Raw genomic sequence first — 13,530 nt, forward strand, 5'->3', positions numbered from 1 at the left:
ACGCCTTTATCTTAATGGGTTTGAAGCAAAATCGGAAACGGCGGGGCTGGACAAACCCGGATCATAAACTATAATCGTTCTCATTAACTATTCCATCAGAGTGCCATGACCCCATCCCGACCTCTCAGCGGCATCCCAGCCGCCCGCCCGGTGCGCATCATCGACGTCGCCGATAAACGCACCCGGCTGCGCCTCCTCAGTCTGGGACTGGCCCCGGGCGTGACGATCCAAGTGTGGCGCAACCGCAACGGCGCGGTGGTGATCGGACGCCATCACGACCGCATGGCCGTCGGCCGGGATCTGGCCGAACGCATTCTGGTGCAGGAAGAAACCCCATGACTGCATACGCCATCGCCCTGATCGGAAACCCCAATTCCGGCAAGACCTCGCTGTTCAACCGCCTGACCGGCGCCCGCCAGCGCACCGGCAACTGGCCGGGGGTGACGGTGGAGCGCAAGGAGGGCGACTATCGCTTCTGCGGTGTGGACTTTCGGGTCGTCGATCTCCCCGGCACCTACTCCCTCGACCCGGAGGAAACCTCCCCCGACGAGCGCATCGCCCGCGACTTCATCCTCTCCCGCCAGGCCGACGTGCTGGTCAACATCGTCGATGCCAGCCAGCTGGAACGGGCCCTGTATCTGACCCTGCAGCTGGCGGAAACCGGCGTTCCCCAGGTCCTGGCGCTCAACATGATGGATCTGGCCGAACGCCGCGGCATCGAGGTGGATGCCGCCGAACTGAGCCGGCTGCTGGGCACCCCGGGGGTGCCCATAATCGCCCGGGACGGTACCGGCCTGGAGGACCTCAAGGCCGCCATCGCCCAACAGGCCAGGGAGCCGGCTCCGCCCAGAATCCGGGTCACCTACCCCGCAGCGCTGGAGCAGGCCATCGCCCGGCTCACCCCGTCGCTGGCCCGGTTCGCCCCCGCACGATCCGAACGCTGGCAGGCATTGCATCTGCTCGCTGGTCACCCGGCATCCGAACCGCTACCGGAGACGCTTGCCGCCCAAGTCAAGGAATGGCGCACCCGGCTGCAGGCAGAACTGGGCCCGGATCTGGACCTCGTCATCGCCGACGCCCGTTACCGCCAGGCCCACGAACTGGCCCGCCAGGTGACCCGCCGCCGCACCACCGGCGCCCGTTCCCTGTCGGACCGTATCGATGCCGTGGTCCTCAACCGCTGGCTCGGGGTACCGGTGTTTCTGCTGGCCATGTACGCCCTGTTCACCTTCACCATCAACATCGGCGGTGCCTTCGTGGACTTTTTCGATCAGGCCGCCGGCGCCCTGTTCGTGGACGGGCTGAAACAGCTGCTGGCCGGCTGGGGCGCGCCCGCCTGGCTGCAGGTACTGCTGGCGGACGGGATCGGCGGCGGCATTCAGGTGGTCGCCACCTTTGTTCCCATCATCGGCTTTCTGTATCTTTTCCTCACCTTGCTGGAGGACTCCGGCTACATGGCCCGGGCCGCCTTCGTCATGGACCGGCTGATGCAGAAGCTGGGCCTGCCGGGCAAGGCCTTCGTGCCGCTGATCGTCGGCTTCGGCTGCAACGTTCCGGCGATCATGGCGGCCCGCACCCTGGAACGGGAACGGGAACGCATTCTCACGGTGATGATGGCGCCGTTCATGTCGTGCGGGGCGCGCCTGGCAGTCTATGCCCTGTTCGCCGCTGCATTCTTCCCCCAGGGCGGCCAGAACGTGGTGTTCCTCCTCTATCTGGTCGGCATCCTGGCGGCCATGGGCACCGCCTGTCTGCTCAATACCACCCTGCTGCCGGGGGAGCCGGAACCGCTGTTGCTGGAGCTGCCCGCCTACCAGCTGCCGAGCGGCCGCAACCTGCTGTTGCACAGCTGGCTGCGGCTCAAGGGGTTCGTCACCGACGCCGGCAAGTACATCGTCGTCATGGTGATGGTGGTCAACTTCCTCAACGCCTGGGGCACCGACGGGCGCTTCGGCGACGTCGCCCCCCACCGCTCCATGCTGGCGGCCACCGCCCAGGCCGTCACCCCGGCGCTGCGTCCCTTGGGGATCGAAGCCGACAACTGGCCGGCCACCGTCGGCATTCTCACCGGCATTCTGGCCAAGGAAGTGGTGGTGGGGACCCTCGACACCCTCTACAGCCGTCTGGATGAGACCGCCGCCGCCCCGGAGACGGACGCACCTTTCGACTTGAAAGCCGAGCTGGCGGCGGCCATCGCCACCATTCCCGCCAATCTCCGCGACAGTCTCAACGCCCTCGGCGATCCTTTGGGGCTGCGGGTGCTGGAAAGCAGCAGCGATTTGGAACAGGCGGCAGCGGTCCAGGAAGTCCACCGCAGTACCTTCGGGACCATGGTGCGCCACTTCGACAGCCGTATCGGCGCCTTCGCCTACCTGCTGTTCATTCTGCTGTACAGCCCCTGCGTGGCCGCCACCGCCGCCATCCGCCGCGAAACCGGCAGCCGCTGGATGCTGTTCGCCCTGGGCTGGACCACCGGGCTGGCCTACGGCGTGGCCACCTTTTTCTATCAGGCCGCCACCCTGCCCCGCCATCCCATGTCCTCGCTGATCTGGATGGCCGCCGTCACCGCCGCCCTGGCCCTGTTCTGGCTCGGCCTGAGGCTGCGGCGTCAGCCCCCGCCGCCGCTGGCTCCCAGCGGCGGCGGCCCCGGTCTGATCCACCGCAGTTGCTGCCGGTGATCCTCGAGCTGCGCTCCCTGCTGCGGCGCCAGCGGCAGATTCCGCTCAAGGAACTGGCTGAAGCCCTCGGCAGCGATCCGGAAACCGTCCGCCCCATGCTCGAGCGTCTCATCCGCCGCGGCGAGGTGGAGAGACTGCCGTCCGCCACCCCCTGCCCCGGCGGCTGCACCCTGTGCCCGCCGCAGACGGTGGAAATCTATCTCTGGATTGCCGACAATGACGGGGAAACCTGAACACGGGAGGAAATCCAATGCGCAAGCGCGCACTTCTGTTCGCAACCGCGATCCTGCCTCTGGGCGCGCCAGCCGCCCCGCCCCCTTCCAACGGCATCCCGCTGCCAGCCACCTACAAACACTGGTAGGTGCTGGGAGTTTCCCACCGCGACGACAACCAGTCCCTGCGGGCAATCGTCGGCAACACCACCGCCATGACGGCCGCCCGCAACGGCAACACCAACCCCTGGCCCGACGGCACCATTCTGGGAAAACTGGTGTGGAAGGACAGCCGCCACCCCTTGTGGCAGCCCGCCCTCGTCCCGGGGGAACTGTCCCACATCGAATTCATGGTCAAGGACAGCAAAAAATACGCAAACACCGGCGGCTGGGGCTTCGCCCGCTGGGTGGGGATGGAACTCAAGCCCCTTAACAACGACGGCGGCAAGCCCTGCTTCGAATGTCAAAAGGCCGCCGCCGAGACCGATTTCGTATTCACCCGGCCGGCGCCGCTACCCTGAATCCGGCGCGCCTGTCGCGTCCAACAACTCCAGCCAGTGCCGCACCGGCCGGGTGGCTACCGGCGCCAGGTGCAGCAGGCAGCCGATGTTGGCGCTGGCAATGACCTCCGGATCGCCGCTTTCCAGAGCGGCGATTTTTTGTGCCCGCAGCCGGGCGGCCAGCCTGGGCTGGAGCAGGGAATAGGCGCCGGCGGAACCGCAGCACAGCTGGGCATCGGGCACCGGCGTCAGCGCGAACCCCAAACGCTGCAGAATCCCCTCCACCACTCCGGCGAGACGCTGGCCGTGCTGCAGGGTGCAGGGAGACTGGAACGCCACCCGGCCGGGGGTGGCCTGCAATGGGCGCAGGTCCAGACCTGCGAGGATTTCCGCCGGATCCCGGGCCAGCTCCGCGATCCGGCGGGCTTTGTCGCGATAGGCGGGATCGCCGCCCAGAAGCTCGCCGTAATCCTTCACCATCACCCCGCAGCCGGAGGCGGTGACGAGGATGGCTTCCGCGCCCGCTTCCACATGGGGCCACCAGGCATCGATGTTGCGGCGGGCGAAATCGAGGCCCTCGTCGTGGGCGTCCAGGTGGTAGCTGAGGGCGCCGCAGCAACCAGCTTCGGGCGCCCGGATCAGGCTGATGCCGAGACGGTCGAACACCCGCGCGGCTGCCGCGTCGATGGCCGGCTCCAATACCGACTGGACACAGCCTTCCAGAATCAGCATCCGGCGCCGATGACGCGGCGGCGGCCAGGCAAAGCGCCCGCCCCGCCCCAGACGGGCGCGCAGTGAACAGGGCAGCAGCGGCCGCAGCGGTTCGGCCAGCCGATACCACGGCCGCAGCCGCTGTGGATGGGGCAGCCAGAAGCGCAACGCCGCCCGCAACAGGCGCTGGTGCCAGGGTCGCGGCACCGCCTGCGCCACCCAGCCGCGCCCCAGATCCAGCAGACGGCCGTAGGCCACCCCGGAAGGACAGGTGGTTTCGCAGGCCCGGCAGGTCAGGCAGCGGTCCAAATGCTTCTGCAGGCTGGCGGTGGGAGGCAGGCCCTCGAGCAGGTCCTTGATCTGGTAGATCCGCCCGCGGGGACCGTCCAGCTCGTCCCCCAACAACCGGTAGGTGGGACAGGTGGCGTTACAGAAGCCGCAGTGGACGCAGCCACGGATGATGTCGGCCGCCAGCCGGGCGGCCGGATCCTGGGCGTGGGAGGGGGCGAGTTCGACCTGCATCAGAGATCCTCGTACATCCGGCCGGGATTGAGAATGCGCTTGGGATCGAAGGCTTCCTTGAGGGCCTTATGCAGCTTGAACAGCGGCGGCGGCAAGGGCTGGAACACCGGATCGGCCGGACCGTGCCCCCGGAACCAGGTGGCGTGCCCCCCCGCCTGCGCCGCTGCCTGGAAAATGGCGTCCGGCTCAGCGGTGGTCCTGAGCCAGCGCTGGGCACCGCCCCAGTCGAGCAGCCAGCGGCCCGGCAGGTCGGGGTTGGGGGCGGCCGGGGCCCAGGCCAGCCGCCACAGGGATTCCTCCCCTGCGGTGAAGAAGGCTAGGCGCTGTTCTCTCAGATCCAGCCAGAAACGGTTGTCAGGCAGGTATTCCGCCCCCAGACCGGACGCCGTTTCCTCGATCACCTCAGGCAGACCGCTGAGGCGCAAATAGAGAAACGGCGCATCGTAGGCCAAACCGCTCAGGGGCAGATCGCGCCCCATCAGCTCCGCCATCGCGCCCAGCGCCTGCGCCGGCGGCAGCCGGCGGCGCAGAGTCACCTCCAGGGGCGGTCTGGGAAGCACTTTGAGCGATACCTCCAGAATCACACCCAGCGTCCCCAGGGAACCGGCCAGCACCCGTGCCAGGTCGAAGCCGGCCACGTTCTTCATCACCTGCCCGCCGAAGGACAGCACCTCGCCGCGCCCCGTGAGCAGTTTGACGCCGAGGACGAAATCCCGCACCGCACCGGCGAAGGGACGGCGGGGACCGGAAAGCCCCGCCGCCACCGCCCCGCCGACGGTGGCCGGTCCGAAGTGGGGCGGCTCGAAACCGAGCATCTGCCCTTCGGCCGCCAACACCTGCTCCAGCTCCGCCAGCGGGGTGCCGCCGCGGACGGTCACCACCAGCTCGCTGGGCTGGTAAGCGACGATTCCCCGGTGTCCGCCCAGCGCCAGCACCTCGCCTTCGACGGCGCGGCCGTAGAACGCCTTGCTGCCGCCGCCGACAATCCGCAGCGGCCTACCGCGGCGGTAGGCCGTCGATACCTGTTCCTGCAATGCTTCGGTCAAGTCCATCTTAGAAACGCGCCAGTTCAGGATGGGGCAACCGCCCCCGGTGTACGTGCATGCCGCCCAGTTCGGCGCAGCGGGCCAGGGTGGGCACCGCCTTGCCGGGATTGAGCAATCCGGTGGGATCGAACGCCCGTTTGACGGCGTGGAACAGGCGCAGCTCCCCCGCGCCGAACTGCCGGCACATGGAATCGAGCTTCTCCACCCCCACCCCGTGCTCGCCGGTGATGGTGCCGCCGACCCGCACGCACAGGTCCAGAATCTCCCGTCCCAGCTGCTCGACCTTCTCCAGCTCTCCGGCGGCGGCGTCGTACATGATGAGAGGATGGAGATTGCCGTCCCCGGCATGAAAGACGTTGGCCACCCGCAGGCCGTATTTGTCCGCCAGCCGAGCGATTCCGGCCAGCACCTCGGCCACCCGGTGGCGGGGGATGGTGCCGTCCATGCAGTAGTAGTCGGGGGTGATGCGGCCGATGGCGGGAAAGGCGGACTTGCGTCCCTGCCAGAAGCGCTGCCGCTCGGCCTCGTCCCGGGCCACCTGTACCCGGAAGGCGCCGAGACGCTCGAACTGACAGCGGGCGGCGGCCGCTTCCGCCTCCACCTGGGCCTCAGGGCCATCCAGTTCACAGATCACCAGGGCGGCTGCCTCGCGCGGATAGCCGGCCTGGAGATAATCCTCCACCGCGAGGATGGCGGGCCGGTCCATCATCTCCATCGCCGCCGGAATCAGTCCGGCCTCGATCACCGCCGCCACCGCGTCCGCAGCCGCGGCCACCGTGGGGAAGGCCGCCAGCAGGGTGCGGGTGCAGCCGGGGAGCGGCAACAGGCGCACGGTGACCTCCGTCACCACCGCCAGCAGTCCCTCGGAGCCGTGCACCAGGGCCAGCAGGTCATAACCGGGCCCGTCGAGCCCGGCGCTCCCCAGGGTCACCGCCTCCCCGTCCAGCGTCAGGCAGCGCAGGCCGATCACGTTGTGCACCGTCAGGCCGTATTTCAGACAATGGATGCCGCCGGCGTTCTCGGCCACGTTGCCGCCGATGCTGCAGGCGATCTGCGACGAGGGATCGGGGGCGTAATACAGCCCGTGAGGGCAGGCCGCCTCGCTGATGGCGAGATTGCGCACGCCGGGCTGGACCCGGGCGGTGCGGCCCACCGGGTCCAGTTCCAAAATCCGGTCGAAGCGCGCCAGGCTCACCAGCAGCCCTTCCTCCAGAGGCAAGGCGCCGCCGGAAAGCCCGGTGCCGGCGCCGCGCACCACCAGGGGCAGCTTCTCGTCACGGCACAGCTTCAGGATCCGGACCAGTTGGGCTTCGTGTTCCGGCAGCACCACTAGCCAGGGCACGCGCCGGTAGGCGGTCAGGCCGTCGCACTCGTAGGGCTTCAGTTCCTCCGGTTGCCGCAGGATCGCCTCATCGGGCACGATCGCCTGCAGACGGCGGATCACGGCGTCACGCCGGGTCATGATCCGTCTCCCCGCGGATGAAGAAGCGGTGCAACAGGAAACCGGCGGCGAACCCCCCCAGATGCCCCCACCAGGCCGCCCCCGCACCGGTGGTGGTGGCCTGATAGGCTTGAAAAATGACCCACAACCCCAAAAACAGGATCGCCGGCACCGGAATGAACAGCGGGAACGGGAAGATCCACACGATCACCTGGGCGTGGGGAAAAAGGTAGAAGTAGGCGGCCATCACCCCGGCGATGGCGCCGGAAGCCCCCACCGCCGCGATGGTGGCATCGGCGTTGATGGCCATGTGCACGCCATTGGCGATCAGACCGCACAGCAGGTAATAAACCAGGAACCGCCCCGACCCCATGCGGTCCTCGACGTTGTCGCCGAAGATCCACAACAACCAGGCATTGAAAATGATGTGCAGCCAGCCGCCGTGGAGAAACAGGTTGGCAAGGAAGGGCCAATAATCATTCGGATCGAGCCCGACCCAGGCGGCCCATTCGGGATGGGTGTAGCGGGCCGGCACCAGACCGTAGAGATAGAGGATCTTGAGGCGGATCTCCTCCGGCAGCCACCACAGGTAAAGGAAGATCGTAACATTGACGCCGATCAGGCACCAGGTCACCCATGGCGTGCGGTGGCAGGGGATCGTGTCGCGCAGCGGGATCATTCGCTCAGGGACTGCGCCGCCCAGGCGCGCAGATCGATGAGGCTGTCCATCGCACCCAGCGTCGCCACGGCGACGAATGCGTACTGGGGCACGAACAACAGCGCTCCGTAAACCAGGATCATCCACAGGCCGCTGGCGTTTTGCAGGTCCAGCAGGCAATGCAGGATCGCCAGCCCCTGAAGGGTATAGACCGCCATGCTCACCAGCAGCAGATCGACCATCAACACCTTGTCGATATAGCCGGCACCCCAGATCAGAGCGATCGCCAGCGGCAGCAGCCAGCGCGGCAGGCGCAGGTGATAGAACTCCTCGCCGAACCCGCCGGGATTGTAGCGCAACGCCTGCCACCAGCGGGCCAGGGCCAGAGCGGCGAAGACGCACAGGGTGTACAGCATCGCCACCAGGCCGTTGAGCAGACGCAGGGTGCCCTCGCGCTCGAAACCGTAAACGGTCGCACCCTTGACATTGGCGACCGCCAACGCCAGCCAGTGCTTCCAGAACGCCGTCACGTCACCGGTCAGGGCATGGGTCAGCCCCACATAGGCGACCATCAGCGCCCACAGGGTCAGCAGCGCAACCCCCTGGGAAAACGTGTTGCGCAACACCAGGGCGACGGGTATCAGTGGCAGCCACAGGGCAAAGGCCAAGGGGAATGGGAAACCGGGACGCGGCGGCAGCCACATGAAACCCAGCCAGGTCAACGCTGCGGCACCGATCAGGACCAGCAGCCCCTCCCACAACCCCCGGCGCAGGAGCACCAGTGCGATAACCGCGCCACTGACCACGATCAGGGGAAGGAAATAGACGCCGATCAGCGCGCAGACAGCGGCTACCGCCATGGCACGCCAGCGGCTGGCCATGATGAAAGCGGCGATTTCTTCCATGACGTCTCCTCGCAAAGCCCGGCAGGGCATCAGTATAAAACAAAAAACCCCGACCGGGCGCGGGCCCGGCCGGGGTTGGCGTCAATGCCGTTTCAGATCCTGAAAGGTCTTACTTGGACAGGGTGAAGACGCTCAGCACGCCACCCAGCTGGGTGACCTTCTCCAGCGAGCGGTAGGCACCCACGGCGCCCAGACCTTCGGTCTCGCCTTCGAGGCCGGCAGCCATGCCGATACCGGCCCAACCACCGAGGCCGGACAGCACGCCGATGTACTGCTTGCCTTCGAACATCCAGGTGTTCGGATTGCCGATGATGCCGGACGGGGTCTTGAACTTGTACAGTTCCTTACCGGTCTTGGCATCACGCACCTTCAGGTAGCCTTCCAGGGTGCCGTGAACCACGATGTCACCCTTGGTGGCGAGCACGCCGCTCCACACCGAGAAAGGCTCCTTGTAGGACCAGACGATCTTGCCGGTCTTGGCGTCCCAGGCGGTGAACTGGCCCAGGTTGTGGGAGCCGTCCTTCTTGCCGGTGAACACATCACGGCCGGCCGGGAACATGGTCACGGTGGCGCCCACGTACGGCTGGCCCGGGGTGTATTCCACCTCGAAGGGCTCGTAGTTCATGCACAGATGGTTGCCCGGCACGTAGAACAGACCGGTGCGCGGCGAGTAGGCCACCGGGCCCTGGTTCTTGGAACCGAGGGCGGCGGGACAGACTTCCTCGGTGGTCACGTCTTCGCCGTTCTCCTCGGTGCTGTACTTGGGATCGACCACCGGGCGGCCGGTTTTCATGTCCACGTACTTGGCCCAGTTGACCGACTTGTCGTACTTCTCGGCCACCAGCACCTCACCGGTTTCGCGGTCGAGCGTGTAGGCGAAGCCGTTACGGTCGAAGTGGACCAGGGTCTTGCGCATCTTGCCGTTGATCTTCTGGTCCACCAGCACCATTTCGTTGATGCCGTCGTAGTCCCACTCGTCGTGCGGGGTCATCTGATAGACCCACTTGGCCACGCCGGTGTCGGCATCGCGGGCCCAGATGGTCATGGACCACTTGTTGTCACCGGGGCGCTGCACCGGATTCCAGGTGCCGGGGTTGCCGGAGCCGTAGTAGATCAGGTTGAGCTGGGGATCGTAGCTGTACCAGCCCCAGGTGGTACCGCCGCCGATCTTCCACTGGTCCCCTTCCCAGGTCTTGAGGGAGGAATTCTTGCCGACCGGCTGCAGACCCTTGTCCTTGCCCATCCAGGTCATGGTCTTGTTCGGGTCGAGACCGACTTCGTCGTCGGGACCGGTGCTGTACTTCTTCCACACCAGCTTGCCGTCCTTGAGGCTGTAGGCGGCGATGAAACCGCGGACCCCGAACTCACCGCCGGAGATGCCGGTCAAAACCTTGTCCTTGACCACCAGCGGGGCGTTGGTGTTGGTCATGCCCAGCTTGGGATCGCCGTTCTTGACCTGCCAGACCACCTTGCCGGTCTTGGCGTCGAGGGCGGTCAGGGTGGTGTCGGCCTGCTGGACGATGATCTTGCCGTCGCCGTAGGCCAGACCACGGTTGACCACGTCACAGCACATCACCGGGATGGTGGTGTCGGCGTCCTGGTTGGGAACGTACTGCCAGATGATGGTCTGGGTCTTGGGGTCGAGGGCGATGACCTTGTTGGGGAAGGGGGTGTGGACATAGAGCACGCCGTTGATGAACAGCGGACCGCCTTCATGGCCCTTCAGCACGCCGGTGGAGAAGGTCCAGGCGGGCATCAGCTTGGAGGCGTTCTTGTTGTTGATCTGGTCCAGCTCGCTGTAGCGGGTGCCCCAGTAGTTGCCGCCCCAGGTAGGCCAGTTGGCCGGATTCTTGGACAGCTTGATCACCTCCTGGTTGGCCTGGGCGGCGCTCGCCAGCAGCGCGGTGGCGACGGCGGATGCGATCAGGCCGTTCTTCAGGGTTTTCTTCATGAGATCCTCCTCGTTGTTTTTGGAAGGTGGTTAGGATCGAATTTTGCGGCCGGGCGGGAATTTTTCCCGCCCACACCTCGAAGCGCTAAATTGAAGGATTTGCCTCAAAAAGTCAATAGAACACCCCTTCAGCAGATCCGGGGCGGCAGCTCGCCACCGGGGCGCACCCTGATAGCGCAGAATTTGAATTCCGGGATCTTGGCGTCCGGATCCAATACCTCGTTGGTCAGCAGGTTGGCGGCGGCCTCGTTGTAACAGAAGGCCATGAAGGCCGTCCCCCGCTGCATGCCGAGATCGGCGCGGGCGTAGGCGCTGACCCGGCCCCGGCGCGACTCCAGCGTCACCAGATCCCCGGGCGCCACCCCCAGGCCGGCCAGATCCAGAGGATTCATCTGTACCACCGGATACGGTTCGATGGCATCGAGCACGCTGGCGTGGCGGGTCATGGCGCCGGTGTGCCAGTGCTCGAGCTGACGGCCGGTGATGAAGACGAAGGGATAGTCGTCGTCCGGAAGCTCCGCGGCACGGGTGAATTCCGCCGGCACGAACAGCCCCTTGCCCGTGGTCGTGGGGAAGCTTTCGGTGAAGATGACCGCCTGCCCCGGGTCGCCCTCCTTCCCGCACGGATAGATGACCGAATCCTCCTTTTCCAGCCGTTCCCAGGTGATGCCGGCGATGTTGGGCATGGCCCGGCGCATTTCCTCGAACACCTCCCGGGGTCCGGAATAATTCCAGTCCAGTCCCATCCTTCGGGCGATCTCCTGGATGATCCACAGGTCCTGACGCGCCTCTCCCGGCGGGTCGATGGCCGGGCGGCCGAGCTGGACCCGGCGGTCGGTGTTGGTGAAGGTACCGGTTTTCTCCGGGAAAGCCGAGGCCGGCAGCACCACGTCGGCGAATCCGGCGGTTTCGGTGAGGAAGATATCCTGCACCACCAGGTGCTCCAGTTTGGCCAGGGCGGCACGGGCGTGGGCGACGTTGGGATCGGACATGGCCGGGTTCTCGCCCTCGATGTACATGCCGCGGATCTGGCCTTTTTCGATGGCGTGGATCACTTCCACCACGGTCAGGCCCGGCTCCGGATCCAGCTTGGCGTCCCAGAGCCGTTCGAAGAATTCCCGGACTTTGGGGTCGCCCACCGGCTGGTAATCGGGGAACACCATCGGGATCAGACCGACGTCGGACGCACCCTGGACGTTGTTCTGCCCCCGCAGCGGGTGCAGGCCAGTGCCGGGACGGCCGATCTGGCCGGTCATCAGCGCCATGGAAATCAGGCAGCGGGCGTTGTCGGTGCCGTGGACGTGTTGGGAAATGCCCATGCCCCACAGGATCATCGACGCCTTCGAGGTTGCGTACAACCGCGCCACCTCACGGATGGTGTCGGCGGGGATGCCGCACACCGGGGCCACCCGTTCGGGGGCGTAGTGCTTCAGGTGATGGCGCAGGTTGTCGAAGCCTTCGGTGCGCTTGGCGATGAAGGCCTGATCGTACAATTCCTCTTCGACGATGACGTGCATGATGCCGTTGAGCAGCGCCACGTCGGTGTCGGGGCGGAACTGCAGGGCGTGGGTGGCGAAACGGCAGATCTCGGTGCGGACCGGATCGGCGACGATCAGCTTGGCGCCCTGGCGGGCGGCGTTCTTGATCCAGGTGGCCGCCACCGGATGGTTGACGGTGGGATTGGAGCCGATGAGGAAGATTACCTCCGCCTGCATCACGTCGGCCACAGGATTCGACACCGCCCCGGAGCCGATGCACTCGAGCAGCGCCACCACCGAGGAGGCGTGGCACAGGCGGGTGCAGTGATCGACGTTGTTGCTGCCGAAACCGGTGCGCACCAGTTTCTGGAACAGGTAGGCTTCCTCGTTGCTGCCCTTGGCCGAGCCGAAACCGGCCAGCGCCTTGGGGCCGTACTGGTCACGGATGCGCTTCAGGCCGCCGGCGGCCCGGTCGAGCGCCTCCTCCCAGCTGGCCTCGCGGAAGACCTCGTGCATCCGCGCCGGGTCGAGCAGCTCGGGGGTCTTGGGCGCCCCTTCGCGGCGGATCAGGGGTTTGGTGAGGCGGTGGGGATGATGGACGTAGTCGAAGCCGAACCGTCCCTTGACGCAGAGGCGGCTGTGGTTGGTCTCGCCGTCGCGTCCTTCCACGTAGAGAATGCGGTCGCCGCGGACGTTGAAGGTCAAAAGGCACCCCACCCCGCAATAGGGGCAGGTGGAATCCACTTTCTTGTCCACCGGCAGATGGCCCACATCGCCGACCGGCATCAGGGCCCCGGTGGGGCAGGCCTGGACGCATTCCCCGCAGGCGACGCAGGTGCTGTCCCCCATGGGATCGTCGAAATCGAAGACGATCTTCGCCTTGGCCCCGCGGAAGGCATAACCGATGACGTCGTTGGCCTGCTCCTCGCGGCAGGCGCGCACGCAGCGGGTACACTGGATGCAGGCGTCGAGGTTGACCGCCATCGCCGGGTGGGAAAGATCCGGCGCCGGCTGCGGGCGCTCGGGGAACCGTGGATCAGCCACCCCCAGCTTTTCGGCCCACAGATCCAGTTCGGAATCGTCACGGTAGGGGGACTTGCCCTGCGCCGGCATGTCGGCAAGCAGCAGCTCCAGCACCAGCTTCTGGGACTTTCGGGCCCGTTCGCTTTCGGCCTGGACCTTCATCCCCTCCTTGGGAGCACGGCAGCAGGACGGGGCCAGCACCCGCTCGCCCTCGATCTCCACCACGCAGGCGCGGCAGTTGCCGTCGGCGCGGTAGCCCTCCTTGTAGCACAGGTGGGGAATCTCGATGCCGTGACGCTTGGCCGCCTGCAGGATGGTCTCCCCCTCGTGGGCGGTGATCTCCCGGCCGTCGAGGGTGAAGGTGACGGTCTTGAGGTCTTCGATGAATTCGGGATTGGCAGCCAT

The 13,530-nt window shown here is 66.4% G+C and carries 11 protein-coding genes; 4 read left to right on the plus strand and 7 right to left on the minus strand.

Features of this window, described 5'->3' with window-relative positions; genetic code table 11:
* Positions 1-105: 105 nt before the first annotated feature.
* From MCIT9_RS10475 to MCIT9_RS10490, 4 genes are all read left to right on the plus strand, one after another.
* On the plus strand, positions 106-339 hold the full coding sequence (locus MCIT9_RS10475) for a FeoA family protein (protein WP_317704834.1): 234 nt from the start codon (positions 106-108) through the stop codon (positions 337-339).
* Complete coding sequence (gene feoB, locus MCIT9_RS10480; protein ID WP_317704835.1) at positions 336-2,678, plus strand: Fe(2+) transporter permease subunit FeoB; 2,343 nt, start codon at positions 336-338, stop codon at positions 2,676-2,678. Before MCIT9_RS10475 ends, feoB begins: the two co-directional genes overlap by 4 nt.
* Positions 2,675-2,911 carry a FeoC-like transcriptional regulator gene (locus MCIT9_RS10485; RefSeq protein WP_317706737.1) on the plus strand — a complete coding sequence of 79 codons (237 nt, stop codon included), beginning with the start codon at positions 2,675-2,677 and terminating at the stop codon, positions 2,909-2,911. Before feoB ends, MCIT9_RS10485 begins: the two co-directional genes overlap by 4 nt.
* Positions 2,912-3,039: 128 nt before the next feature.
* Positions 3,040-3,411, plus strand: a complete 372-nt coding sequence (locus MCIT9_RS10490; RefSeq protein WP_317704836.1) for a cytochrome P460 family protein — start codon at positions 3,040-3,042, stop codon at positions 3,409-3,411.
* Here MCIT9_RS10490 and glcF read toward each other — a convergent pair.
* From glcF to fdhF, 7 genes are all read right to left on the minus strand, one after another.
* Entirely contained in the window at positions 3,403-4,623 is a 1,221-nt protein-coding gene (glcF, locus tag MCIT9_RS10495) for a glycolate oxidase subunit GlcF (protein ID WP_317704837.1), read from the minus strand. The genes MCIT9_RS10490 and glcF overlap by 9 nt on opposite strands.
* Positions 4,623-5,675 carry a glycolate oxidase subunit GlcE gene (glcE, locus tag MCIT9_RS10500; RefSeq protein ID WP_317704838.1) on the minus strand — a complete coding sequence of 351 codons (1,053 nt, stop codon included), beginning with the start codon at positions 5,673-5,675 and terminating at the stop codon, positions 4,623-4,625. Before glcE ends, glcF begins: the two co-directional genes overlap by 1 nt.
* Position 5,676: 1 nt before the next feature.
* Positions 5,677-7,131: an FAD-linked oxidase C-terminal domain-containing protein gene (locus MCIT9_RS10505; RefSeq protein ID WP_317704839.1), complete on the minus strand. Its 1,455-nt coding sequence runs from the start codon at positions 7,129-7,131 to the stop codon at positions 5,677-5,679.
* Positions 7,118-7,789 carry a rhomboid family intramembrane serine protease gene (locus MCIT9_RS10510; RefSeq protein WP_317704840.1) on the minus strand — a complete coding sequence of 224 codons (672 nt, stop codon included), beginning with the start codon at positions 7,787-7,789 and terminating at the stop codon, positions 7,118-7,120. The genes MCIT9_RS10505 and MCIT9_RS10510 overlap by 14 nt, the downstream gene beginning before the upstream one ends.
* Positions 7,786-8,673 (minus strand): DUF2232 domain-containing protein, encoded by an 888-nt coding sequence (locus tag MCIT9_RS10515; RefSeq protein WP_317704841.1) that lies wholly within the window; start codon positions 8,671-8,673, stop codon positions 7,786-7,788. The genes MCIT9_RS10510 and MCIT9_RS10515 overlap by 4 nt, the downstream gene beginning before the upstream one ends.
* A 109-nt stretch (positions 8,674-8,782) precedes the next feature.
* Entirely contained in the window at positions 8,783-10,624 is a 1,842-nt protein-coding gene (locus MCIT9_RS10520) for a methanol/ethanol family PQQ-dependent dehydrogenase (RefSeq protein ID WP_317704842.1), read from the minus strand.
* A gap of 128 nt (positions 10,625-10,752) precedes the next feature.
* Positions 10,753-13,530: a formate dehydrogenase subunit alpha gene (gene fdhF / locus MCIT9_RS10525; protein WP_317704843.1), complete on the minus strand. Its 2,778-nt coding sequence runs from the start codon at positions 13,528-13,530 to the stop codon at positions 10,753-10,755.

Source organism: Methylomarinovum caldicuralii, assembly GCF_033126985.1.
GTDB lineage: Bacteria > Pseudomonadota > Gammaproteobacteria > Methylococcales > Methylothermaceae > Methylohalobius > Methylohalobius caldicuralii.

Bases quoted from the DNA above. Each gene is read 5' to 3' on its own strand.
- feoB (WP_317704835.1), top strand. From the start codon at position 336: ATGACTGCATACGCCATCGCCCTGATCGGAAACCCCAATTCCGGCAAG.
- MCIT9_RS10475 (WP_317704834.1), top strand. From the start codon at position 106: ATGACCCCATCCCGACCTCTCAGCGGCATCCCAGCCGCCCGCCCGGTG.
- MCIT9_RS10520 (WP_317704842.1), bottom strand. From the start codon at position 10,624: ATGAAGAAAACCCTGAAGAACGGCCTGATCGCATCCGCCGTCGCCACC.
- MCIT9_RS10515 (WP_317704841.1), bottom strand. From the start codon at position 8,673: ATGGAAGAAATCGCCGCTTTCATCATGGCCAGCCGCTGGCGTGCCATG.
- MCIT9_RS10510 (WP_317704840.1), bottom strand. From the start codon at position 7,789: ATGATCCCGCTGCGCGACACGATCCCCTGCCACCGCACGCCATGGGTG.
- MCIT9_RS10505 (WP_317704839.1), bottom strand. From the start codon at position 7,131: ATGACCCGGCGTGACGCCGTGATCCGCCGTCTGCAGGCGATCGTGCCC.
- glcE (WP_317704838.1), bottom strand. From the start codon at position 5,675: ATGGACTTGACCGAAGCATTGCAGGAACAGGTATCGACGGCCTACCGC.
- fdhF (WP_317704843.1), bottom strand. From the start codon at position 13,530: ATGGCTGCCAATCCCGAATTCATCGAAGACCTCAAGACCGTCACCTTC.
- glcF (WP_317704837.1), bottom strand. From the start codon at position 4,623: ATGCAGGTCGAACTCGCCCCCTCCCACGCCCAGGATCCGGCCGCCCGG.